This window comes from Streptomyces sp. NBC_00873 (genome assembly GCF_045207415.1).
GTDB lineage: Bacteria > Actinomycetota > Actinomycetes > Streptomycetales > Streptomycetaceae > Streptomyces.
In genome coordinates, this window is record NZ_CP108803.1 from 1,086,181 (window position 1) to 1,109,573 (window position 23,393).

A 23,393-nucleotide genomic window follows, 5' to 3' on the forward strand; every position below is an offset into this window, starting at 1 on the left:
TTGCCACCAACCGCCACCTGAACGGAAATCACAGTGCAGCTTGCCCGATTGCTTCGCTCCGCTGTCGCCGGGATAGTCCTGTGTGGCACTTTTGTCGGTGCGTCCGCCGTGCCGCAGGCGTCTGCGGCGACCACTGGGACGTCCGTCGTGCCGATCGACTGGACCCAGTTCGGCACGTACGCGGCATCCGAGCCCGCCGGCGCCCGCAACAAGACGATCCTCCAGAACAGCACCCGCTACCTCATCGGCCCGAAGTACGCCTCCACCTACACGGCCTATGCCCCGGACGGGTACCTCAACCTCGGAGGTACCGGCGAGGCGCATGTCCGATACCCGGCGATGACGGCTCTCGCCACGGCGACCGCGCTGAAGTTCGGCGTCTACGACCCTCGGTCGCTGTCGACCTCCAATGCAACCGTCCGGGACCTCAACCTCATCCGGACGATCGCTGCCCGGCACAAGTCCAACAACACGGACACGTCGACCGCGTGGGGTTACGGCTGGCAGACATCGCTGTGGGCCTACTACGACGGCCTCGCGGCGTGGCTGATGTGGGACCAACTCTCCACCACTGATCAGACCAAGGTGGCCAATATGATCGCCGCCGAGGCCGATCGGCTCGCCTCGGGCAACGACCTGTACTTGGTCGGAACGAGCGGCAACAAGCTCTACATGACCCTGCGGGACGGCACCGCCGTCACTCCCGGCGACAGCAAGGCGGAAGAGAACAACTGGTCCGCGGAGTTGCTCGGCCTCGCCGCGGCCATGATGCCGCAGCACCGGAACGCCGCCGACTGGCGCGACCGGAACATCGAACTGCTGCTGGCCGCGGCGGCTCGCCCCGCCGACCTGACCCGCAAGGACTCGATCAACGGCATCGTGCCCGGGACCTGGCTGCGGGGAACCAACATCAACGACGACGGAACGCTCTACAACCACAACATCCTCCACCCGCTCTACATGGTCGCGTTCGACCAGAGCTTGGACCAGGGGGCAGTGTTCGCCCTCGCGGGTGGGTGCGCTCCGAGGATCGCGAAGCACAACCTCCAATTCGTGTACGACGCGCTCGTCGACAAGGAGTTCGTCAACAGCGACGGCACGGCCACGACCATCTACCAACCGGGCTCCGCGTCGATCTACTACCCTCAAGGCAACGACTGGGGCACCCAGTTCCCGGGCTACTTCGGGGCATACGACCTGCTCACCTCCCTCTACGGCCTCGACAGAAAGGTCGCGGAGAAGGCCGACGGCTGGGAGGAACTGCACAACAACGCCCAGATCGACCTCCAGAACCGCTTCACCGACGGCCGAACGTACGCGAACTCTTCGGAGAACTCCTACGGCGGCGCCGAACAGCGGATCGGCGTCCTGGCGGCCCACAGCTACCTCGCGCTCTTCCTGAACCGCAACACGGACGGCAACGCGGTCTGCTGGTCCTGACCATCGAGCCTGAGTCGTACCCTCATTGACGATTCGGGTTCCCTCCGCCGGGGCTCAGTCGGCGGCGGCGCACCCTCCGGCCGGTGGACGGTACCCCGTCGAGCCACCGGTCGGAGCGGCGTAGCACCGCAGGTTCAGCCGAACCCGCGGTGCCCAATTTTGAGTACCGGGGGGCTTGGCCCCCGGATGTTGGACACCAGAGACACTCTGATCTTCAGGATCGGGGTGGATACGGAGTCCCGCGCAGATGGCCATGAGGCATTACCCGCCGCGGTTCAAGGCCGGGCGGTCGCGTCGCACCGGTCCCGGCCGGGGCGACGATCAGGCCGGTCGCCGAGGACCTCGGGGTCAACACCCAGACGCTGCGCAACCGGATCCGCCCGGCCGAAGCACGACGCCCGGCCGGTCACCCGCGCCCCCGCCCGGCCGTGCCGGAGCCGGTCGCGAGCCCGGTGGAGGCCGAGCCGGCCGCCGCCCGCAAGAGGATCCGCGAGCCGGAGGAGGAACGGGACACCCCGCGCCGGGCGGCCGGCCATTTCGCCGGGGAGACTCGCCGGTGACCTGCTTCCGGTTCGCCGCCGACCACCAGCGCCGCCACCGCGTCAAGCGGATCCGCACCGTCCCAGCCTGATCGCCGGCGCCCGGCTGGACGCGGGACGTGGCCGGAATTACGGCGGCGGTACAGGAACGCCGGTCCGCGTCCATCCGGCCTAGCTTGTGCGCATGGCAACGAACCCAATCTCCCGGCGCACCACGACTTTCCACCAGGACGGCTATGCGCTCACCGGAGAGCTGCTCTCACCGGCGGAGGTCGACCAGTACCGGGCGATCTACGACCGGTTCCTGAGCGGCGGGATCGACTGCGGTGACAAGCGCTCCGACCTCGGCGCCGGCAGTGCCCGCAGCACCGATGCCGCTGAGAACATCACCCAGATCATGTGGCCCTCCGCGCTCCACCCCCAGCTGCTGGAGCTGCCCCTGCACGAGCGGGCGCTCGCGGTAGCCCGGGAGCTGATCGGCAACGACGCGGTCCTCGACTTCGACATGCTGATCGACAAGGCTCCGCACACCGGGGTGTCGACGCCCTGGCACCAGGACGCCGCCTACTGGGTGGGTCTCCCCGATACCCGGGCCGTTTCGATCTGGGTCGCGCTGGACGAGTCGACCCTGGACAACGGCTGCATGTGGTACGTCCGAGGCTCGCACGAGACCCCGCTCCGGGCGCACTGGCCCGCCGGCACCGGTCGCGGTGCGATCGAGTGCGAGTGCTCGGAGGACGAGCCCGGCGCAACGCCGGTGCCGCTGGCTCCCGGCCATGCGGCGGCCCACGCGGGCGGCACCCTGCACTACTCCCGCGGCAACACGACCGATGGACACCGCCGCGCGTACATCCTCAACTACCGCCCGGCGGAGATGGTCAGGATGGAGCGGGAGCAGGGCATGGATCACGGCCTGGAGGAGAACGTACGAACCGTCCGGAACTCGGCCGCGCGGTGACAGCGATGCCGGGCACTCAGCAGACCCCCTGGGCGCACCACGGACTCGCGGCCCTCACCGACGGCCGGATCGTGACGTTCACCCCCGGTAACAACGTCATGCGGATCGTCGATCCGGACGGCAGGCTGCTGGCCGAACACGCCACCGAACTCGTCACCGCGCACGGCGTCACCCCGGCCGTCGAGGACGGCCGGGAACTCCTGTGGATCGCGGACACGGTGTCCGCGCCGCGCCCCGACCCGGACGGTGGCTACTCGCCCTGGTACGGGCCCGGTCACGGACGAGTTCTGGCGCTGGGCCTGGACGGCAGCATCGAACGCGAACTCGAGCTCCCGCCCCTGCCGGTCTACGAGAGTCAGCGCTTCGAGCCGACCGCCGTGCTGCCGTTGCCCGGCTTCGGCCAGGTGTGGGTGAGCGACGGCTACGGCGCGGGCCTGGTGCACCGTTACAGCACCGGCGGGGACTATCTGGGGATCGCACCGGCCAGCCGGGACGGCGCCTTCAGCTGTCCCCACGCGATGGTGCAGGACGGCGGCCGGGTCATTGTGGCGGACCGGGAGAACGACCGCCTGGTGACCCTCGATCCGGAAGGACAGCTCATCGGCACGTTCGCGGACGGTCTGCGCAGGCCGAGTTGCCTGGCCTTCCGGGAGGAGACACTCGTGGTCGGCGAGTTGTCGGCGTCAGTGGCCCTGCTGGACCGCGACGGCCGACTGATGGGGCGTCACGGTACCGATGCCACGGCCGTCGAGCGTCCGGGCTGGCCCAACGCCCTGAGCCACGGTGGTGCGACGATCGCGCCGCAGGTGCCGGCCGAGCGGTTCAACAGTCCGCACGCGGTCGCCGTCGACGCGGCGGGGCGGATCCACGTCGTCGAATGGCTGGTGGGCGGTCGCCATGTCCGCTTCAATCCCGACGGGGCCGGACCCGCGACGGTCCTGTGGCCGACCGCCCCGGCGGACCCCGGCCTGCCGCCTTCGGAGGCCGCGGCACCGCCCGTTCCGTCTGATCGCGGGCGGGTCGGGTCGGGTCGTGCGGGGCGCGGCCGGCCATGGCACCATCAGCACGCGGATTTCTGAACCATCGCAGGAGAACGACCACCATGACGCTGCCCTTCAACGACGAGGTCGACCTCGGCCAGAGCGCTGAACGCACCGTCGTGGACCTGGCCGGGCTCGGCCTCGCACCGCTCCTGGCCCTGGGCCGCTACCGGTACCTGCATGCCCATGTTCCCCGTCTCCCGCAGCGGCATCGCACCCTGCTGGTGGTCGCGCTGCCGGTCCGCGGCACGTTCTCCTTCGACATCGACGGCACGGTCCACCCGGCACGCCCCGGCCAGGCCATCCGGGTTCCACCCGGCGCGGTCTACAGCACCGGCCTTTCCGCCGAACCCCGCGGCTCGCTGATCTGGCTCATCGCCCGCGTCACGGAACAGTCCGGCCCGGACACGCTCCAGAGGGCGCTGCACCTGCTCGCCACCCCGACCGGGCAACTCACCGCCGATGGAACGGAGCAGGCCCGCGACGGACTGGAGCGCGCCCTGGCCCTCACCGGCCGTACCGGCGACTGGATCAACTACGCGCTGCTGCAGCACACGCTGGCCACGGCGATGCTGGAACTGACCCGCGGGTTCACCGGCGCCGGATCATCAGCTGCGGCATGGCCGCACCACCGCGTGACCCAGGTGCTGGCGTGGATCGAGGAGCACCTCACCGAGCCCATCACTCCCGCAGAACTCGCCGCCATGGCCGAGTTGTCCACTAGCCGGTTCTACGAGGCGTTCCGTGCCGCCACCGGCACCAGCCCCAAGGACTACCTCTTGCGCCGGAAGACCGAGTACGCGCGCGAGTGGCTGCAGCGGGACCCGGAGGTGTCCGTCACGGCCGTGGCCCACGCTCTGGGATTCTCCTCCTCGCAGCAGTTCGCCACCGTCTTCCGGCGCTATCACGGCATCTCGCCCACGACCTCCAGAAGTACGGCCCCACCGTCGGAGTGCTGACGGACGAGGCACACCTCTGCTGTCACATCCACCTGGTCGGACACGCTGGGGCGGTACTGCTGCGCCGGTGCGCGGACAAGGTGGGGCTGACCGGCGCCCTCGCCGCTGTGCTGCCGGTGGGTGTCGGGCGAGGCTGGCGCGACCGGGCGACGCTGGTGGTCCAGCTGGCGGTGGCCATCGTGCTCGGCGCGACGAAGATGAAGACCTCATCCAGGTGCCACTTGTCGCAGGGCCGCGGGCGTCGGCGGCGCAGGCCGTTGGCGTAGGTCTGGCCGAACTTCAGGCACCACCGGCGGATGCTCTCGTAGGAGACGATGGCACCGCGCTCCAGCATCAACTCCTCGACCTCGCGGAAGCGCAGCGGGAACCGGAAGTACAGCCACACACAGTGCGCGATGACCTCCACCGGATACCGGTGACCCCGGTACGACGGCGACGCGGACGACACCAGCGACCCCCTCCCAACACGACCAGCCGCAAGATCATCTCACCCCGATCAGCCAACGTGACAGTGCCGGGTGAAGGCCAGACCGGCCGCCGCCCCTGCCGCGCACACCGCGGCGCCGGCGGCGGATCACGAGGTGCACAAAAGGGCGGTCCGCCTCGGGCGGACCGCCCTCCTGCCTCTTGACTACGCCTTGGCGGCTACCGCCGAATCACGCCGCGGGCGAGCCGTAGATGCCCATCTCGTAGACCGAGTAGCCCCAGGTCGTATTCCGCTTAACGCCCTGCATTCGGACATACTGCACCGCACTGCCGGAGTTGATCTTGATCACGTCATTGCCGCAGCTGTCGGGGTGCTGGGTGGCCGCCTCGCTCCAGTTCGTCCCGTCCAGGGAGGTCTGGATCTGGTACTCCGTCGCGCAGGCGCCCTCCCAGGCGAGGGTTACCGCTGCGACCTCGGCGGGGGCGGCGAGCTTCACCTGGACCCACTCGTTGTCGCTGTAGCCGGATGCCCAACGGGTGCCGAGCTGACCGTCGTTGACGTACCGGGCCGAGAGTCGGTCGAGGTTCTGCTCGACGCTGGATGCGCTCGCCGTGCCCTTCAGCGCGAGGTTCTCCGAGCCGCCCGCGGCATCCCACAGCTGAAGCCGGATGTCCGCCTGGATGAGGAAGGAGTCGAGCACCCCGTCGCCGACCTTGGGCTGGACCTTGCCCCAGGTGTTGCGCGCCGGATCGACCCGTACGGCCCGGGCCTGCTTCTGCAGAGCCTCGGAGTCGGCGAGCAGCACCTCGGCCTTCTCCTTGTCACCGGCCTGCCGGGCTGCGAGCGCGTCCAGTGTCTTCACCATCGACATGCCCCACAGCTGGGTGGCGTCCAGCCAGGGCTTGGCATCGGCGGCGAAGCCCTGCTCCACCGATCCGGCGCGGATGGCGGCCGGGGCGTCCTCGATTTCGTTCGCGTAGGTGCGCAGCGCCTTGATAGAACTGGTGCGGTCGCCCGCGTCCCATGCCTTCCAGAACTCGGCTACCCGGCTGGCGAGTTCGGGTGCCTGGGACTGCCAGGGGGTGGTGCCGAAGGTCGGGGCCAGGTGTTCCAGGTCGGCGAAGACGAGCAACGCGTCGGTGGCCCGGCGGTCACCGCCCGCGAGGTAGGCCATGGCGCGCGCCCAGCTCGCCTTCGCGTCGTACGCCTTGTCGTTCCAGGTGAAGTCCGCGGCGCCGAAGACCGCGATCTTGCTGGCGTACGGCTGGTTCATCGGGTTCGCGACGATGCCCGAGAGATGCTCGGAGAGTCCCGCCTCGCGCTTGTCGTACGGGGCGAGCAGCAGCCGGCCGCTGGTGTTGCCGTAGTCGTTGACCGGGTAGTTGTCCCAGACGAAGACCTTGCGGCCGAAGAGCTTCGAGGCGCCGTCGGCCTGCTCGTTGGTGATCGCGGGCGGTACGACGTCGGTACCGGTCCACATGACGACGACCGCCGGGTCCAGGGTGGCCCGCATCGTCTGCTTGTAGCTGGTGTCGGTGAGGTCGCCGTACTCGGTCGGCACCATCTGCAGCGGCCGGGCGCCCTCATGGGTGGCGATGAAGTTCCGCTGGAGGTCGTTGAGCAGGTCGACCTGGGCCTTCGCGGCGGCGGTGCGCCCCGGCTGGCCGTACGCCGCCTGGTCGGCCGCGCAGTTCCACCTGGTGTAGCTGATGTCGTCCAGCGGGATCGAGAAGGACCGGGTGCCCAGGTCGTAGAGGGCCTGGAGCTTGGCCTTGAGGGCCTTACGGTCGTCGGGGTCGGAGTAGCAGATCGATCCGCCGGGTGAGACGGCGAAGGTGAAGCGGACGTGGTTCGCGGTGGCCCGGTTCACAAGCTCGCCCAGTTCGGCGAGCTTGTCGGCGGAATAGGGCTCGCGCCACTTGTTACGGTGGTAGGGGTCGTCCTTGGGCGCGTAGATGTAGGTGTTGGCCTTGACGTCGCCGTAGAAGTCCATCTGGTCGAGCCGTTCGGCGTGCGTCCAGGGCTGACCGTAGAAGCCCTCGATGGTGCCGCGCAGGGGCATCGAGGGGTAGTCGCTCGACTGTGCGCCCGCCACCTGCCAGTCGTCGCCCTGGCGTTGGAAGAGCTGACGCAGTGTCTGCACCGCGTAGAACTGGCCCGTCGCGTCCGTGCCTCCGAGGGCGATCTGCTGGTTCGGGGCCTGTCCCGACACGCGCAGGGCGTAACCCTCGGCGTGGTCGGACACGGCGGTGTCACCCAGCGCGCGTGCGATGTCCGGGCGTTCGGCGGATCCGAGCCTGATGGTGAGCAAACCTGCTGCCTCCGAGGGGACTTCGCCGGGGGCGACGACATCGACGCGCGCGGCGCCGTGCTTCTTCATTTCGCGGATCAGCCGGTCACGGGCGGCCGCGTCCGTGTGGTCGTCCGCGACCACGAGCACCCGGCCCGTTACGGTCGCGTCGCGTCCGGCTCGGGAGATGGACTGCGGGGTGGGGGAAACCGGCGGCAGGGGGCCGGCATCGGCCGAGGCCGCGTCCGGGACCGACTGGGCACTGGCGGCGTGCGGCAGCACCCCGAGCACCATGGCACTTGCTATTGCGAACATTCCGGCGGCGATCCTGCGTCTTGCCATGAAGATCTCCAAGGCGGTCTAGACCATAACGACCTCAAAAGGTTACTGCTGAAACTCAGTTCACTGTCAACAGGTCCGACCTATTGGCTTAGACCACTTGAGTCGCTACGTTTCGCTGGAGCCAACCACGGAGTCCAAGGCAAACACGATGAAGGGGAGAGCTCTATGATCAACCGCAGGTCGGCCGTAGCATGCACGAGGCCCTGGACGAACTCCCCGAAGGTAAGGTCGTCGAGCACATCCGCAGCGTCCTCGTCGCCACCGGAGCCCTGCCCAAGCGGGACGAGCAGATGGTCCGCCTCGAACGACACGCGAAGGACCTCGTCGCCTCCCATGCGACGGCTGAGGGACGGAAAATCCTGCACCGGTACGCGACTTGGCACCTCCTGCGCCGGCTTCGCCGTCGCAGCCGCGGCAAGGAGATCACGCACTACCAACTCACGGTTGCGCGACAACACTTGCGGGCGGCCGTCTATCTCCTGAACTGGCTCGAGAGCCAGAACCTGACCCTTGCCACCTGCCGACAGACCGGCCTCGAACGCTGGATGACCAGCGACGACGTCCGCCTCCGCCAGGAGGCAGGCCACTTCGTGCGCTGGGCCCTGGCCCAGAAGATCACCCGCGATCTCAGCTTCCCGGCCGAGCAATGGAACGGCCCCTCCCAGCCGATGGACGACGAAGCCCGCTGGGACACTGCCCGACGCCTGCTGCACGAAAACACCCTCAAGCCCGAAGACCGCCTCGCCGGCCTGCTGTTGCTCCTCTACGCCCAGTGGCCCGCCGCGATCTCCCGGCTCACCGTCGACCACATCGAGGAGACGGACGGAGCCGTCCGCATCCGCCTCGGCGCCGTCCCAGTCGAGCTTCCCGCACCCGTCGCTGAACTGACCCTCCAACAGGTCGAGGTTCGCCGCAGCCATGCCGTCCTCGGCCGCACAGACTCACCCTGGCCCTTCCCCGGAGGCCGGCCCGGCCGCCCGATCAGCGCCTGGGCCATGGGCGAACGACTCCGCAAACTCGGCATCCGCCTCGCCGAGGCCCGCTCAACCGCCCTGTTCCAGCTCGCCACCGAACTGCCCGCCGCGGTCCTCGCCCGCACCCTCGGCATCGACATCACCGTCGCCGTCAAATGGCAGCGAGCCGCCGCCGGAGACTGGGCCGCCTACGCCGCCGAGGTCAGCCGCCGCCGCACTTCACCACAACATCCGATCCACGAACCAGGAGTACCGACATGAGATTCGACGATCACCGAGTGGTCATTACCGCCGCCGGCCGCGATTTCGGGCGCACTTTGGCCATCCATCTCGCGGACCTCGGCGCCGAGGTCTTTCTCTCCGCGCGCACTCTCGCCGCCGCTGAGCGTGTCCGCGACGAGATTCGCGGCCGAGGGCACCAACAGGTCCACGCCTTCGCCTGCGACCTGACGGACCCCGCCTCGATCCGCGACTTCGCTGCCGACGTCGCCCAGCACACCGACCACATCGACGTGCTGATCAACAACGGCTCCCGCTACCTCGAAAGCCCAGATCTCCAATCCGCCTCCGACACCGACGTCGTCGACACCATCGCATCCGGCGCCACCGGCACCGTCCTGACCGTGAAGAACTTCCTCCCTCTCCTGCTCAACTCGGACAAGCCGGACGTGGTGACCATGGTTTCCGCCTGCGGAACGGCCGGTCATCACCGCTCGGACGCCCACGAAGCCTTCTACGCAGCCAAAAGCGCCCAGGCAGGGTTCGCCGAGATCCTCTCCAAGCGCCTGCGGCCGCAGGGAGTCCGGGTGATCTCCCTCTACCCGCCCGACTTCGACAACCCTGACCCGCTCTCCGAGGAATGGGAGACCACGCCACGCGAGGCCAAGAACGCCCTCACCGCGCATTCACTCGTGGAGTGCATCCTCTTCGCCGTCGCCCAGCCCCGCGACTGCTTCATCAAGGCGTTCCACTTCGAACAGGTCTGACCGATTCCTGGCACGTCCACACAGGCGACTGACACCGCGGTCGGGGGCGGCGCATGTGCCCGAGACCGGGGGCATTCAGACAGTTCCAATACCCGACTCCACCATCACACCCGGACGTACACAAGATCACGGCTGCCGGCGCAGCGCTCTCCGCGCACCTCAGCGTGCTGCGCGCACCGCGCTCCCTGCCGGGCCCGATCGTCATGACCCGCTGACGCCGGTCAAGGAGGCTGGTCCCCAACTGGTCCCCAAGAATGACCAAGGGCCGGTTTCGGATGTCTCCGAAACCGGCCCTGACCTGCGACTGTCTCCAGTCGGGACGACAGGATTTGAACCTGCGACCCCTTGACCCCCAGTCAAGTGCGCTACCAAGCTGCGCCACGTCCCGATGCGATTCCTCCCGGTGTTCCCGGGCGGCCTCGCAGGACAAACATTACCTCACTCCGCGGACCGGATCGACGTCCGTGCCTGATGGGCGCGGGTCGCGAGCGCTTCGGCGCCGCAAGCGGTGGCCAGTTTCTGGGCCCGGGCGAGCTCGCGCGGGGAGCGGATGGCGATGCCGTAGTCGACACGGGCCAGGGCGTGTTCGTACGCGGACGGGGACGCCTCCAGGTGCCGGACGGCTTCGGCCAGCAGAGGGTGGGCGTCCTCGGGGCGGGCGAACAGGGCGACGCAGCGCAGGGCCTCGCCGATCGCGGTGTCCGTGCCGAAGCGCTCGGCGTGCACCCGGGCCGAGGTGGCGAGCTGGGCTGCGCGGCCCGGGTCCTCGTCGGCCAGGGCGCGCGCGAGGTCGCCCGCCCATGGTGCCCAGATGCCGTTGAACCGGCCGCGCGGTTCAAGAGCCTGGCCGGCTGCTTCGAGTTCGGCGACGGCTTCCTTCGTACGGCCTTCGGCAAGCAGGAGGCGGCCACGGACGCTCGGTGCGTCCGGCATGACCATCGCGCTGGGATAGGGCATCCCAAAGTTGTACCGGTCAGCTGTCGTACGGGCCTCGGTGACCCGGCCCCGAGCCAGCAGCGTGTCGATGAGCAGGCAGGCGGCGATCCAGTTGACGGGCAGGCCGCTGCCCACACGGTCGGCGAGCCGCAGTCCTTCGCGCAGGAAGCCCTCCGCCTCGGCCAGCCTGCCGCGACGCCGGTGGACGAGACCGAGGAGGGTGTGGGCGAAGGCGAGGTGCGCGCCGCTCCAGCCGGAGATCTCGAAGGCACGGACGGCCTCGCTGAACAGTGCCTCGGCCCGATCGAGCTGGTCGGTGAAGGCGTAGGTGATACCCACTGTGGTGGGGAACTCGAAGCCCCATTCGGTGTCGGTCCACCCGAGCCCGCGGGCCGGGCGACCGTCGACCAGGGCGCGTTCGCAGAGATCGACGACGAGCTGGGAGTCCTCGCCCCGGAGCATGGCGTCGAAGGCGCGCAGCGTGAGCAGGGCGCGTTCTGCGTTGTCGCGGCCGGTGAGGTGGTCGGCGTTGTCGGCGAGCCTGCGGGAGCGGCCGGGGCCGTCGTCCTCGGCGGCCTGCATGCCCTCCCACAGGAAGTGCGCTGCCTGGAGCCGCATCCGGCCCGGTCCGGGGGTGGTGCGCCCGGTCTCGGCGGCGAGAGCCAGTGCCGCTTCCTTCAGCTGGTTGTTGTGGGAGAGGGCGGCGGCGAGCCGGAAGGTGGCGTCGACGCGCACCTCGTCGGCGAGTCCGGGCAGATCGAGGGCGGCCCGCAGATGCTGGACGGTGGTGGGAGGGGAGCTGAGCAGCGTCGCGCAGCCCAGCTCGTACAGCAGTGTGGCCCGCACCTGGTGGCGCGGCGGTTCCTGCAGGGCGCGTTCCAGGCAGCGGCGGGCGGCTTCGGGGGCACCGACCGCGAGATGCTGTCCGGCTGCCTCGCGGAGCTGCTCGACCAGTTCCTGGTCGTCGTCCGGGTGGACTTCGAGGAGGTGGCGGGAGGCCGCGGCGGCGCCGAGTCCGGCGCGGGCGATCGCCCAGGCGGCGCGGCCGTGCATGGCGGTGCGGGTGGCCGGCGGGATGGAGCGGTACACGGCGGTGGCGATCAGCGGGTGGACGAACTCCAGTGGGTCGAAGCCGCTGACGATACGGGCGTCGCGCAGCCGCGCGGTGCAGTCGGCGGCCTCGGCGGGGCTCATTCCGGCGAGGGTGGCGGCGAGGTCCTGGGAGATGTCGGTGCCGAGGACGGCGGCGGCCCAGGCGAACCGGTTGGCGTTGGTGCCGAGCCGTTCGAGCCGGGCGACGAGTCCGCTGCCGCGGGCCGAGGCGCCGAGTTCGCGCAGCAGCCCGGCCGACTCATCCAGGGGTGCCAGTTCGCGGTCCTGCACCTTGGCGACGAGTTCGACCGCCTCGTACGGGTTGCCGCCGGTGACGGCCCACACCTCGCGGCAGAACGGGTCGTCGGCGTGGTCGCCGAGAATGGCCCGGACCAGTTCCGCGGTGGCCTCGGGGGTGAGCGCGCGCAGCGCGACCCGGACCTGGGCGGGGTGGCTGCCGCCGTCCCCCTCGCGCGCCGCCAGTTCCTCCGGGCGGTGCGCCTGGACGACGAGGACGGGCAGTTCGCCGAGGCGCGCGGTGAACGAGGCGAGCCAGGCAAGGGATTCGCCGTCCGCCCAGTGCGCGTCGTCGATGATCAGCAGCGGCGGACGGTGGCTCAGCCGGGAGGCGAGCTGCGACACGACGTGGTCGAGTCCGTCGCGCACACCCTGCGGGTCGGGCTGCGGGCCGCTGGGCTCGGCAAGTCCGAGGGCGGGTGCGGTGATCTCGAACCACGCGCCGAACATATCGCGTACCTCGTCGGGCGGAAACTGGTCGAGCGCGGGCTGCAGGAGTTGGCGTACGACGTGGAACGGCACGGATGTGACCGTCTCGCCGCCGCGTGCGGACCAGACGGTGCAGCGGTCCGCGGCCATGGCCTGGATCTCGGTGAGCAGAGCTGTCTTGCCGATGCCTGCCTCACCGCTGAAGATCAGCAGCCCGCCGACCGCCTGGGCGCCGCAAAGGGCATCCACGGCTTGTGCGGCGGCAGCGAGTTCCGGTTCGCGCTCGTACAGCGGCCGGGACGGCTTCATGCCTACCCTCCCCTAGTGATCGGATTACTGCCGAGACTAATCGTGCGCGGGGGCCCACGGACAGTGGTTCGGACAGTTCGCCGCAGGTGCGGGGCACAATCGACGGGTGGACGAGACTCGTAGGGACCGCGATACCGAGGGCCGGGCGCGCAGTGCGCGCCCCCGTGACGGGCTGGGGCGCCCCCTGCCGTACGGGGCGCCGGGGGTGGAGCGGCAGCCGGAGGGTGTGGTGCGCTCCCCCGAGGAGACGGTGCGGGAGGCACAGCGGCTGCTGGACGCGGGGATGCCGTTCCACGCGCACGAGGTGTTCGAGGACGCGTGGAAGTCGGGCCCGGAGGCGGAACGGGAGTTGTGGCGCGGGCTCGCGCAGCTGGCGGTGGGGCTGACACATGCGGCGCGCGGCAATGCGACGGGTGGGGCGCGGCTGTTGCGTCGGGGCGCGGCGGCCCTCTCGGCGTACGGGGACGCGTCGGCGCACGGGATCGGGATCGATGCGCTGACCGGCTGGGCGGAGGAGCTGGCCGGGCGGGTGGAAACAGGCGGCGGGCGGACGGTGGACGCGGCCGAGGAGGCGCCCCGGCTGCGACGGGAGGGCGGATGAGCCGGATGGCGACGTTCGTTTTCGGCAACCGTCGCGCGGAGCGGCGAACAGGGCGCCGCGAAACTATTACCATCCCGCGTCATGAGCACTTCTGACCAGGACCAGTCCGTGGACACCCCGATAGCCGCCCCCGACAGCGACACAAACGGCACAGAAACCGACGCCGGGGCCGAGGTTGACGCCGAGGTCGAGAGGGCGGAGGCCGGGGACCGCAGATTGACGCCGCGTCAGGCCAGACGGTTGCGGGTCGTGCTCTCCTCAGCCGGCATGGCGGCGATGGCGGTCGTGCTGGCGCTGCGGATCGCGAGCCGGTCGTCCGTACTGGTGGTCGGGGTGTACGGGCTGGCGCTGATCCTGTGCGGGATCGTGATCGAGCTCAGCCGGAACGGCCGTACGCGGTTGGGCAGTTGGCTGCTGGCCGTCGGCCTGGTGGCGGCGATCGGTTCGGACTGGCTGCTGATCCCGTGACGTCCGGCCGGTTCAGACCGACCGGCAATCGGGGGGCGGCGTCACGGGGCTGGGGCACGCACCTCGCGGCGTTGTCGTCCATCACCATGGCTCCGCCATGGCTCAATCCTCCGCCTTGGGGGCCCTCCCGGACCGTCCGGTCCGGGAGGGCCTCGTCATGTCATGGGGTGCTGTCAGCGCAGCAGCAGCTGGAGTCCGCCGAGCACGGTCGCACCGAGCACCAGTCGCTCGAAGAGCTTCTCGTTGATCCGGTCCACGCACTTCCGGCCGATGTACGCGCCCGGGACGACGAACAGCAGCATGACCGCGTCCAGCAGCAACGACTGCGCGTCGATGAGGCCGAGGCCCACACTGAACGGCACCTTGGAGGTGTTGACGATCAGGAAGAACCACGCCGATGTGCCGAGGAAGCCCAGCTTCCGGAAGCCCGCGGACAGCAGGTAGAGCGACATCACGGGGCCGCCCGCGTTGGCGACCATGGTGGTGAAGCCGCCGAGCACCCCGTACGAGCGGGCCTTGAGCCTGCCTGCCCCGGACGGGCCGCCGGACTCGTCCGGAGCCACCTTGCCGTCGGCCCCGGTGCGGCGCGGCCAGACGGTGACGCCCGCCATGAAGAGCAGGATCGCACCGATCGAGGTCCCCACGGCGTCGTCACCGGCCCACATCATGAAGACGGTGCCCATCACCACGCCCACGGCGACGGCGGGGAACAGCCGCAGCAGCGTCGGCCAGTGGGCGTGCCTGCGGTAGGTGAAGACCGCGAGCGCATCGCCCGCGATGAGGATCGGAAGCAGAACTCCGGTGGACTCACGTGCCGGGAGTACGGCCGCGAAGACCGCGAGACTGATCGTATTGGCACCGCTGACGGCCGTCTTGGAGAAGCCGACGAGCGTGGATGCCGCGGCCAGCGCCGCCAGTTGCCAGAGCGTGAGGGTGTCCATGCCAGGAGCAGATGCTAATCGCACGCACTTCCGAACCGCCAACCGGCTCCCCTGCTCGACGCCCACCTTTGCATCGGATCATCCGACGTGTTGGCGCAGCGCACACATGACACTCACATCAATTGCCGCTATTTACTGCCCAGTTTACTGCCGGAGGCCTTGACCCCGGATAGCAGCGTTGCAAGCATCGGATGTCTTCGTGAGTGGTTCCCCCTTCCTCCACCCACATCGGCCCCCGGCGAGAGAGCGACGGCCATGGCCTTCGTACCGCACAGCTCATCCGTAGGACAGAGATGGCGGCTGTTCTGTCTCTCCCTGGTCCTCGCCGTGACAGCGGCGCTCCTCGGCGCGCCCGCCGCCACCGCCGAGGTCCAGCATCCGCGCCAGCAGTGGATGCGTGAGTCCACCGCCGGTCTGTTCCTCCACTGGGGCATGTTCACCGCGCCCCGCCACACCGACTGCGCGGCGTGAGGGCGACCTCGTTCGCGGTCAACCAGCGCGAGTGGTCGCCGACGCGCACCGCCACCGAGTGCCCCGACCGGCACCGTTCCGATCAGAGCGGCCTGCAGGACCCCGGCGACCCGGCCCTGGAGATGAGGCGGTGTGACCAGTTTCTGTGTGGTGGCCATGGAGATCGCCCAGACGGTGGCGGACGGACCGAACAGGACCTCGTACGTGAACAGGGCGGGGAACGGGCCCCAGGGACGCGGCCGGGATCAGGAAGATGGCGAGCGCTGCCACCACGGCGCAGATCCGAGTCGCCCGGCCCAGACCGATGGTCGCGGCGAACCGGCCCGCCAGCATCACACCGAGAAGCCCTCGGCCGTGATCGCACCGATCGGCTCGTCCAGCGACTGGACCGTGCAGTGGTTGCGCAGAACGACCAGAAACGGCTCCTCACCGAAGCGGTGCAGCCCGATCGCCACCTTGCGCCGGGTCTCCGCCGCGTAAGTCATCGAGGACGCCCTGCGCGTACGCGACCCCTTCCGCACGTGCGGCGGCGGCCGCGGCCTCGGCCGCGCGGCTGTCCTGGCCGAGCAGTTCGGCCGCCTCGTCGAGCAGCGGTGCGTCTGCGGCCGTCCAGCCACCTCCCGCTGCCCGGTGCAGCAACTCCCTTTCCGGGTACGTCAGTCCGGGGACGGCCGAGGCGATGCGGGCACGATCTCCGTCCAGGTCCGTCAGCAGCTGCCACGCGATGAGCGGCGGCCACAGTGCGTCGAGCGCGGCCCGCACGTCGGGCCGAATCGGCCACCAACGCACCGAGAGGCGGTTGCTGACCGATTCGATCGCTGAACAGCGGACGTACCTGCCTAGATGGTGGAACGCGAGCGGCGCCTCTTCATGACGACGATGGCCGACTCACCCAGAGTGAGGGGACACGCCGAACCTGCCATAGCGGCCAGTTCGGCCCTTGCCCCCGGTCGGCCAGATGGTCGCGAGCCTATCCTCCGTGATTCCCCTTGCCCTTCCCGTGATCACCCTTGCCGTGGTCACCCTTGCCCTTCCCGTGATCACCCTTCCCGTGATCACCCTTCCCGTGATCACCCTTGCCGTGGTCACCCTTGCCCTTCCCGTGATCACCCTTCCCGTGATCACCCTTGCCGTGGTCACCCTTGCCGTGGTCACCCTTGCCGTGGTCACCCTTGCCCTTGCCGTGGTCACCCTTGCCGTGGTCACCCTTGCCCTTCCCGTGATCACCCTTGCCGTGGTCACCCTTGCCCTTGCCGTGGTCACCCTTGCCCTTGCCGTGATCACCCTTGCCCTTGCCGTGATCACCCTTGCCCTTCCCGTGATCACCCTTGCCCTTCCCGTGATCACCCTTGCCGTGGTCACCCTTGCCACCACCGTGGCCACCACCACCGGCAGCCCCGGTCGGACCAGTAGCCCCGGTAGCCCCGGTCGGACCTGTCCCGCCGGTCGGGCCTGCGCCCCCGGTCGCACCGGTAGATCCGGTCGGACCTGTCCCGCCGGTCGGGCCTGCGCCCCCGGTCGCACCAGTAGATCCGGTCGGACCTGTCCCGCCGGTCGGGCCTGCGCCCCCGGTCGCACCGGTAGATCCGGTCGGACCTGTCCCGCCGGTCGGGCCTGCGCCCCCGGTCGCACCAGTAGATCCGGTACCGCCCGTCGCACCAGTAGGTCCGGTACCGCCCGTCGGGCCAGTGGGCCCGGTCGGCCCGGGCGCCCCGGCACAGGACGGCACGGTGATGGTGTTGCTGTCCAGGGTGACCGCGCCATCACGCGCCAGGGCCCGGCCCTCAATCTCCGCACCGGTGTCTACCGTGATGGACGTCTGGGCCAGGATGGTGCCCTTGAAGTGGGAGGTCGTCTGGATCGTGGCGGAGCTGCCCACCTGCCAGAACACGTTGCAGGCCTGAGCCCCATTGACAAGTCTGACGTTGCTCGCCGTGCTTGTGGTCAGGGTCGAACCCGCCTGGAAGATGAAGACGGCGCCGGGGTTCCCCTCTGCGTCGAGGGTGACGGTCCCGGTGAGATCCAGTGAGCTCGCGGAGTTGTAGACGCCAGACACATACGTATTTCCGCCGAGTAGACCGCCCGGCACGTTCACTCCCGGGCGGCCGGCCGCGTCGACGTAGGCGATGCCCAGGTCGCCCTGCGCCGTGCCGGCGGGACCGTCGCCCAGGTGCTGAGCGCCGTAGACGATACCGGGCGGGAAGCCTGTCACAGAAGACCCGGTATTCGGGCTGATCCCGAGGTCTCCGTTGAGAACGGTGAACCCTGTGTTGGTGACCGCTTGGCCGGCCAGCACGGCGTAACTGATGTCGGTATGCAGTGGCACCGGAGCTTCCGCTGCATACGCGGCGGTGGTGAAGTACGTGGTCGTGCTCAACACAGTCACACCGGACAGCACGGCGAAGGATGCCCTGTGCCAGATACGCCTGCGTCGCACTCGCTTGCGCCCGTCTTCCGAGAAGGCAGACGGAGTGGCAGCCACAGCCATTGAAGGTGGCCCTTCCTGTTTCGGGGTGGATTGCGGCTACCGACCCGTAGCCGGTGCTGATCAGGTGACGAATGTCCACCTGAGCCACCGAGTCCTCTGGAGCGGGAGACCGCAGGATATTCAACGAACACACGCGGTGACGAATCGTCACGGTGAGTTCATCAAGAGCGGGACCCATATGAACATAAGACGGCGATAAAGCCAGGAGGCGCGAGGGTGAGTACCCATCACCTGTCGCACCGTCACGCCACCAGCGGTCGCGCGCAACACCTCCGGCCCAGCGCCCCGGTCGACCGCCTCAGCCCCATGGACGAGCCGGCCACCGCGAGTCCCCTTGCCCGGCGATCCTCCGCACTGTGTGCAGCAGGTACTCCTTGCGGTTGAGCGGGTTGAGGTCCGTAGGCGGACTGTCCGGGACCGTGCCGACGACCGCCTGGTACGAGTCGAAAGCCGTCTCCACGACCCCTTCACCACGTGAACGCCGGGAGCTGTTGTTGCAGCTCATGGACCTGAGCCGCCGGAATCTCACCCTCCAGCACGCATGACACACCCTCTGCGCGACCGGTGTCCACAGCACGGCTCGCAGGCGCACGAGTACGGGCAGGGCCAGGCCGAGCATGCCCGCCGTAAGCCCCAGCCGGAACCGGTGCATCGGCTCGTACACCGTGGTGCCGGCCTGCTTCAGCGCGGTCATCAGGACCAGCGGTGTCAGATTGCGGAAGTCCCCGGCCGGTCCAGATCGATATGGGCGCAAATCGTCTGCGTCACCAGCTCGACCCTGCGGTGGCAGCGCACCTTGGGGCACACGTACCAGTACCGCTTCCCGTAGCGGCCCTCCTTGCGGACACCCGACGGGGCAAACTTCCGGGACCGGACCTGCACGCCCTGTACCGGTCCGCACTCAGTGCACAGGCAGTCAGGACGAAGTTCGTCCGTACGGGCTTGATCGCGGCCGCGGAGCGGTTGGCGCAGAACTGCGGCGTGAACCCGGCGTCCTGGACCGGCTCAGCCTGCGGATCCGGCACTCGTGGCTCCGGTGGCGGCGCTGAAGGCGGCCCGGACCGTGCCCAGCTGTCAGGCGGGCAGGTGAGATGACGGAATGCGTAGAGGACGAAGGGCGCGTCCGCGGCCCCGCTGCCGAGATCGAACCCGGCTCCGGCGAAATTCTGCCGGCCCAGCAGCGGTTCCGCGCGCGCAACAGCCAGCCCCTCGCGCAGCGCCGCCGTGTTACCCGGTTCAGCAGTGAGTGAAGCAGGCTCACCTGGAGCGAGGGGAGTTCGAGCGGCTGCCACGGCACGCCCGCGGGGCCTGTGAGGCGTACGGCGGCCATGATCGGCCATGGACAGTACGGGGGTGATCACTATGCTGCGACCCAAGCGTTCACGGGAAGCGTTCAAACGAACAATGCGCAGCGGTACGGCGAAGGGGCCATCAGCATGCGGGAGCCGGTTGAACTCAGGCGTCAGCAAATCCTGTCGGTGGTGCAGTCGCGGGGCGCCGTCAAGGTCAGCGTGCTCGCCGCCGAGCTGGATGTCTCGGTGGTCACGATCCGGCGGGACGTCGAGGAGCTGGCCCGGATCGGGAGGCTGCGGCGCGGGCACGGGGTGGCCCGGCCGGTGGTCGACGCGGCGGAACCCGTCCCGGTCCCGCCGGCGCGGACCGCGGAGCCGGCCGGCGACGGACGCGCGGTGGCCATCGTCGTACCGGAGCAGCATTCGTATCTGTACGAGACGCTGCACGGCGATGTGGACGCGCTTATGCTGGTGCAGCGGATGGCGGAGTGCGGAGTCCAGGTGCCGCGGGACTGCTCGGTGGTGGCGTACGACGACGTGGTCGCGGCCCTGGGCAGTACGCCGCTGACCGCAGTGGCGCCGCCGAAGGCGGAGATCGGGCGGGTGGCGGCCGAACTGCTGCTGCACCGGCTGACCGGGCCCGCCGGTACGACCGGACCGGTGCGCCGGACGGAGCTGCTGCCGTCGCTGAAGGTGCGCGGTTCGGCCCAGGAGGTCATCCCTCGTCAGGAATTGAGCGTTTGACCGCTTTCATTTTCTTCTGAGCGATCTATTGACCCGTACCGATCAGCCGATCAGGATTCCCCGTTTCTTGAATCAGGAGCCGCGGGAGGCACCCATGCCTGGTCGACAGAGCCGTCGATCCGTGCTCGCCACGATCGCCGCCCTGCCTCTGACAGGCGCGCTCAGCGCCGGCGGCAGCAGCGACGGCGGATCGCAGTCGGGCAGCACGAGCAACGACCTGGCGGTCGGCGAGATCGACCGCTCGAGGTCGGCTGGGCCGACGACGGGTCGACGACCCGTATCGGCTTCGAACCGCTGACGGTCGCGCACCGCTGACTGTACGGTCCGCCGGACGGCCTCCCGGCCGTCCGGCGGACGCCCCTACGCGTCGACGCGGATCACGACCACCAGCGTACGCGGACCGTGTACCCCTTCGACCCGCTCCAGCTCGATGTCCGACGTGGCCGACGGTCCGCTGATCAGCGTCGTCGGGCGCTCCGGCACCAATCGCGCGACCGCCTCCGGCACCCCCACCTCGACGGCCGACAGATCGACCACACACACATGCAGATCGGGGACGAGCGACAGGGCACGCCGCCCCTGGTCGGGCGAGCCGTCGAGGAAGATCGTGCCGGTCTCGGCGCAGCCGACGGCCGACGCGGTGACGACTCCGTCCAGTGCATCGAGCCGGGGCGCCGGAATGCCGGCGGAGTCCTGCTGGACGTCACCGTCGTACACGCCGAGCCACTGCTCGTCGAGCCCGGCGGGCACCCCGATCCTCCGCGCACCGAGCCCGTCCAGCACCTGGGCGATCACCTCGGCGGTGCGGGTGGCCGTGCAGGTGTGCACCTGCGCCTTGTAGTCGACGAGCCGGTCGGTGAAGAGTGCGAGTCGCTCGTCGTCGGGGAGCGTGCGGCCGGTCCGGTAGTCGCGCGGGATGGTGGTGTCCGGGGTGGGGGCGAGGGCCAGGGCGTCCCGGACCCGGCCGAGCACCGCGGTGCGAGCGGTCGTCACTTCTCCTCCTCCTGCTGGTTCCCGTCGTACTCGTCGGCGGCGGCCCGCATGGTCGCGGCACCCTCGTCCGACGCCAGCCACGACCGGAAGGACTGCTTCGGCGGCGCCGCGGTGTCACGGCTGTCGCTCCATCCGCTGAACGGCGGCGGCAGATGCGAGATCTTCCCGTCCCGCCCGCCGAGCACCCGGCCGAGCCCCGCGGCCTTCTGCGCGGCCGTGAACAGTTTCGGCCGCTTCATCACGCCGGCCGCCGCCTTCATGGCCAGCTTCTCCGCTGTCGTACCGGACTGTTCGGTGTGCTGGTGGCGCAGCTCGACCAGCAGCGACGGGATGTCGATCTTGACGGGGCAGGCGTCGAAGCAGGCGCCGCAGAGGCTGGAGGCGTACGGCAGGGAGCTGTTGGGGTCGTCCTTGGCGGCATGCATCCCGGCGAGCTGCGGTGTGAGGACCGCGCCGATCGGTCCGGGGTAGGTCGATCCGTACGCGTGACCGCCGGCCCGTTCGTACACCGGGCAGACGTTGAGACAGGCCGAGCAGCGGATGCAGTTGAGCGCCTCGCGCCCGATCCGGTCGGCCAGCGCGGCGGTCCGTCCGTTGTCGAGGAGGACCAGATGGAAGTCCTGCGGTCCGTCGCCGGGCGTGACGCCGGTCCACATCGAGGTGTACGGGTTCATCCGCTCCCCGGTCGATGAGCGCGGCAGCAACTGCAGGAAGACTTCGAGGTCCTGATAGCGCGGCAGCACCTTCTCGATGCCCATGACGGTGATCAGGGTGTCGGGCAGGGTCAGGCACATCCGGCCGTTGCCCTCGGACTCGACGACGGACAGGGTGCCGGTCTCGGCGATCCCGAAGTTGGCGCCCGAGACCGCCACCTTCGTCGTCATGAACTTCTCGCGCAGATAAGCGCGGGCTGCGGCGGCGAGATGGGCGGGCACGTTGTCGAGCCGCGGGTCGACGCCGGGGATCTCCTTGAGGAAGATCTGCCGGATCTCGTCTCGGTTGCGGTGGATCGCGGGCACCAGGATGTGTGACGGTTTGTCGTGGGCGAGTTGCACGATGAGCTCGGCGAGGTCCGTCTCGTACGGGGTGATGCCGGCCGATTCCAGGTGTTCGTTGAGACCGATCTCCTGGGTGGCCATCGACTTGACCTTGATGACCTCCGTGGATCCGGTCGCCCGGACGAGCCGGGTGACGATTTCGTTGGCCTCGACGCCGTCGCGCGCCCAGTGGACGGTGCCGCCGCGCTCGGTGACCTTCTGCTCCAGCTGCTCCAGGAGCTCGGGGAGCCGGTTCATGGTGTCGGTCTTGATGGCCGAGCCGGCGTCGCGCAACTGCTCCCAGTCGGGGAGTTCGCCGGTGACGTTCAGGCGCTTGGCGCGGATCGTGTGGGTGGCCCTGCCCAGGTTGCGGCGCAGCTGCTCGTTGCGCAGCTCGTCGTGGGCGGCCGCGGGAAACGTCCGGTCGCCGCGCAGATTTCCGGTCCCGTACGGGGAGCGGGGCGGGGTGGCGGGCATGCCGAGGAAGGTGCTGCTCATCGGACGGCCTCCGTCAGGACGTACGGCGAGGTGCGGGTGGAGGAGAGGATCTGCGCGAGGTGCAGGGTGCGCGTGCCCGACTTGATACGGGAGAGTCCGCCGCCGATGTGCATGAGACAGGACGAGTCCCCGGCGGTGCACACGGCCGCTTCCGTGGTGGCGATATTGCGCATCTTGTCCTGGAGCATCGCGGTCGACGTCTCCGCGTTCTTCACGGCGAAGGTACCGCCGAACCCGCAGCAGGAGTCCGCCTCGGGGAGCTCGACGAGGTCGATGGAGTCGACGGCGCGCAGCAGCTTCAGCGGCTTCTCGCCGACGCGGAGCATCCGCAGGGAGTGGCAGGTGGGGTGGTAGGTGACGCGGTGCGGGAAGTACGCGCCGACCTCGGTGACGTCCAGGACGTCGACGAGGAACTCCGAAAGCTCGTACGTCTTGGCCTTGACCGTGGCGACGCCCGCGCGCAACGCCGCGTCGCCGTACCGTTCGGCCACGATCTCGTGCTGGTGGCGGACCGATCCGGCGCACGATCCCGAGGGCATGACGACGGCGTCGATGGACGGGTCGCCGAACTGCTCGGCGAAATTCCGCACCAGGGGGACGGGCTCGCGCTGGTAGCCGGTGTTGACATGCATCTGGCCGCAGCAGGTCTGCTCCGGCGGGAACACCACCTCATGTCCCAGCCGGGCGAGCAGGACCGCGGTGGATTTCACTGCCTCGGGGAAGAGCGTGTCTCCCAGACAGGTGGCGAAGAGTCCGATGCGCATGGAGCCTCTCCGATCGATTCTGGCCTTTGTATGGTCAGACCATACTAGCCTCGGTCCGGAAGGTGAAGGGGCCGCGAC

Annotated in this window: 20 protein-coding genes, 1 tRNA gene and 1 pseudogene; 11 read left to right on the plus strand and 11 right to left on the minus strand. The window is 69.4% G+C overall.

All coding sequences use genetic code 11. The features are described 5' to 3' along the window. Positions 1-147: 147 nt before the first annotated feature. The 4 genes from OH809_RS05150 to OH809_RS05165 all read left to right on the plus strand — a co-directional run bounded on the left by OH809_RS05150 (position 148) and on the right by OH809_RS05165 (position 4,936). Positions 148-1,440 carry a hypothetical protein gene (locus OH809_RS05150; protein WP_406423566.1) on the plus strand — a complete coding sequence of 431 codons (1,293 nt, stop codon included), beginning with the start codon at positions 148-150 and terminating at the stop codon, positions 1,438-1,440. A gap of 723 nt (positions 1,441-2,163) precedes the next feature. Further along, entirely contained in the window at positions 2,164-2,937 is a 774-nt protein-coding gene (locus OH809_RS05155; protein WP_406423564.1) for a phytanoyl-CoA dioxygenase family protein, read from the plus strand. Positions 2,938-2,942: 5 nt separating this feature from the next. Next, positions 2,943-4,016 (plus strand): hypothetical protein, encoded by a 1,074-nt coding sequence (locus tag OH809_RS05160; RefSeq protein ID WP_406514871.1) that lies wholly within the window; start codon positions 2,943-2,945, stop codon positions 4,014-4,016. 23 nt (positions 4,017-4,039) lie between these two features. Beyond that, complete coding sequence (locus OH809_RS05165) at positions 4,040-4,936, plus strand: helix-turn-helix domain-containing protein (RefSeq protein ID WP_406514872.1); 897 nt, start codon at positions 4,040-4,042, stop codon at positions 4,934-4,936. A gap of 175 nt (positions 4,937-5,111) precedes the next feature. Here the strand turns inward: OH809_RS05165 and OH809_RS05170 are convergent. Then, positions 5,112-5,384, minus strand: a pseudogene (locus OH809_RS05170) (IS6 family transposase); the annotation flags it as partial. Positions 5,385-5,592: 208 nt separating this feature from the next. Next, the gene (locus OH809_RS05175; RefSeq protein ID WP_406514873.1) at positions 5,593-7,968 is read right to left on the minus strand and encodes a beta-N-acetylglucosaminidase domain-containing protein; all 2,376 of its coding nucleotides are present in this window, start codon (positions 7,966-7,968) and stop codon (positions 5,593-5,595) included. 218 nt (positions 7,969-8,186) lie between these two features. On the opposite strand from OH809_RS05175, the gene OH809_RS05180 reads away from it, so the two are divergent. Then, positions 8,187-9,230, plus strand: a complete 1,044-nt coding sequence (locus tag OH809_RS05180; protein ID WP_406514874.1) for a hypothetical protein — start codon at positions 8,187-8,189, stop codon at positions 9,228-9,230. Further along, complete coding sequence (locus tag OH809_RS05185; protein ID WP_406514875.1) at positions 9,227-9,955, plus strand: SDR family oxidoreductase; 729 nt, start codon at positions 9,227-9,229, stop codon at positions 9,953-9,955. The genes OH809_RS05180 and OH809_RS05185 overlap by 4 nt, the downstream gene beginning before the upstream one ends. Positions 9,956-10,269: 314 nt before the next feature. Here OH809_RS05185 and OH809_RS05190 read toward each other — a convergent pair. Further along, positions 10,270-10,343 (minus strand) — tRNA-Pro (locus tag OH809_RS05190). Between the two features lie 50 nt (positions 10,344-10,393). Further along, positions 10,394-13,018 (minus strand): ATP-binding protein, encoded by a 2,625-nt coding sequence (locus tag OH809_RS05195; protein ID WP_406514876.1) that lies wholly within the window; start codon positions 13,016-13,018, stop codon positions 10,394-10,396. Between the two features lie 106 nt (positions 13,019-13,124). On the opposite strand from OH809_RS05195, the gene OH809_RS05200 reads away from it, so the two are divergent. Both OH809_RS05200 and OH809_RS05205 read left to right on the plus strand, forming a co-directional pair. Next, complete coding sequence (locus OH809_RS05200; RefSeq protein ID WP_406423548.1) at positions 13,125-13,619, plus strand: DUF309 domain-containing protein; 495 nt, start codon at positions 13,125-13,127, stop codon at positions 13,617-13,619. A gap of 81 nt (positions 13,620-13,700) precedes the next feature. Continuing rightward, the gene (locus OH809_RS05205) at positions 13,701-14,087 is read left to right on the plus strand and encodes a hypothetical protein (protein ID WP_406423546.1); all 387 of its coding nucleotides are present in this window, start codon (positions 13,701-13,703) and stop codon (positions 14,085-14,087) included. A gap of 173 nt (positions 14,088-14,260) precedes the next feature. Here OH809_RS05205 and OH809_RS05210 read toward each other — a convergent pair whose 3' ends face one another. Further along, entirely contained in the window at positions 14,261-15,028 is a 768-nt protein-coding gene (locus OH809_RS05210; protein ID WP_406514877.1) for a sulfite exporter TauE/SafE family protein, read from the minus strand. A gap of 255 nt (positions 15,029-15,283) precedes the next feature. Here OH809_RS05210 and OH809_RS05215 point away from each other — a divergent pair, with 255 nt between their 5' ends. Further along, on the plus strand, positions 15,284-15,499 hold the full coding sequence (locus tag OH809_RS05215; RefSeq protein ID WP_406514878.1) for a hypothetical protein: 216 nt from the start codon (positions 15,284-15,286) through the stop codon (positions 15,497-15,499). Positions 15,500-15,831: 332 nt separating this feature from the next. Here OH809_RS05215 and OH809_RS05220 read toward each other — a convergent pair whose 3' ends face one another. The 3 genes from OH809_RS05220 to OH809_RS05230 form a co-directional block, all read right to left on the minus strand. Continuing rightward, on the minus strand, positions 15,832-15,984 hold the full coding sequence (locus OH809_RS05220) for a hypothetical protein (RefSeq protein WP_406423540.1): 153 nt from the start codon (positions 15,982-15,984) through the stop codon (positions 15,832-15,834). A gap of 485 nt (positions 15,985-16,469) precedes the next feature. Next, positions 16,470-17,879 carry an ice-binding family protein gene (locus OH809_RS05225; protein WP_406514879.1) on the minus strand — a complete coding sequence of 470 codons (1,410 nt, stop codon included), beginning with the start codon at positions 17,877-17,879 and terminating at the stop codon, positions 16,470-16,472. Positions 17,880-18,285: 406 nt separating this feature from the next. Continuing rightward, on the minus strand, positions 18,286-18,681 hold the full coding sequence (locus OH809_RS05230; RefSeq protein WP_406514880.1) for a hypothetical protein: 396 nt from the start codon (positions 18,679-18,681) through the stop codon (positions 18,286-18,288). Between the two features lie 397 nt (positions 18,682-19,078). Here OH809_RS05230 and OH809_RS05235 point away from each other — a divergent pair, with 397 nt between their 5' ends. Together OH809_RS05235 and OH809_RS05240 are read left to right on the plus strand one after the other, a co-directional pair. Continuing rightward, complete coding sequence (locus OH809_RS05235) at positions 19,079-19,237, plus strand: hypothetical protein (protein WP_406423536.1); 159 nt, start codon at positions 19,079-19,081, stop codon at positions 19,235-19,237. Positions 19,238-19,423: 186 nt separating this feature from the next. Next, complete coding sequence (locus tag OH809_RS05240) at positions 19,424-20,023, plus strand: substrate-binding domain-containing protein (RefSeq protein ID WP_406423534.1); 600 nt, start codon at positions 19,424-19,426, stop codon at positions 20,021-20,023. Positions 20,024-20,383: 360 nt separating this feature from the next. On the opposite strand, the gene OH809_RS05245 is transcribed toward OH809_RS05240, so the two are convergent. Genes OH809_RS05245 through OH809_RS05255 form a run of 3 tightly spaced genes read right to left on the minus strand, consistent with a single transcriptional unit; the run spans position 20,384 to position 23,315 of the window. Then, positions 20,384-21,016, minus strand: coding sequence for a lactate utilization protein C (locus tag OH809_RS05245; RefSeq protein ID WP_406423531.1), 633 nt, complete (start codon positions 21,014-21,016; stop codon positions 20,384-20,386). Further along, a complete protein-coding gene (locus tag OH809_RS05250) occupies positions 21,013-22,551 on the minus strand; it encodes a lactate utilization protein B (RefSeq protein WP_406423529.1) in 1,539 nt (512 codons plus the stop codon). Before OH809_RS05250 ends, OH809_RS05245 begins: the two co-directional genes overlap by 4 nt. Next, positions 22,548-23,315, minus strand: coding sequence for a (Fe-S)-binding protein (locus OH809_RS05255; RefSeq protein WP_406423527.1), 768 nt, complete (start codon positions 23,313-23,315; stop codon positions 22,548-22,550). The genes OH809_RS05250 and OH809_RS05255 overlap by 4 nt, the downstream gene beginning before the upstream one ends. Between the last annotated feature and the right edge of the window lie 78 nt (positions 23,316-23,393).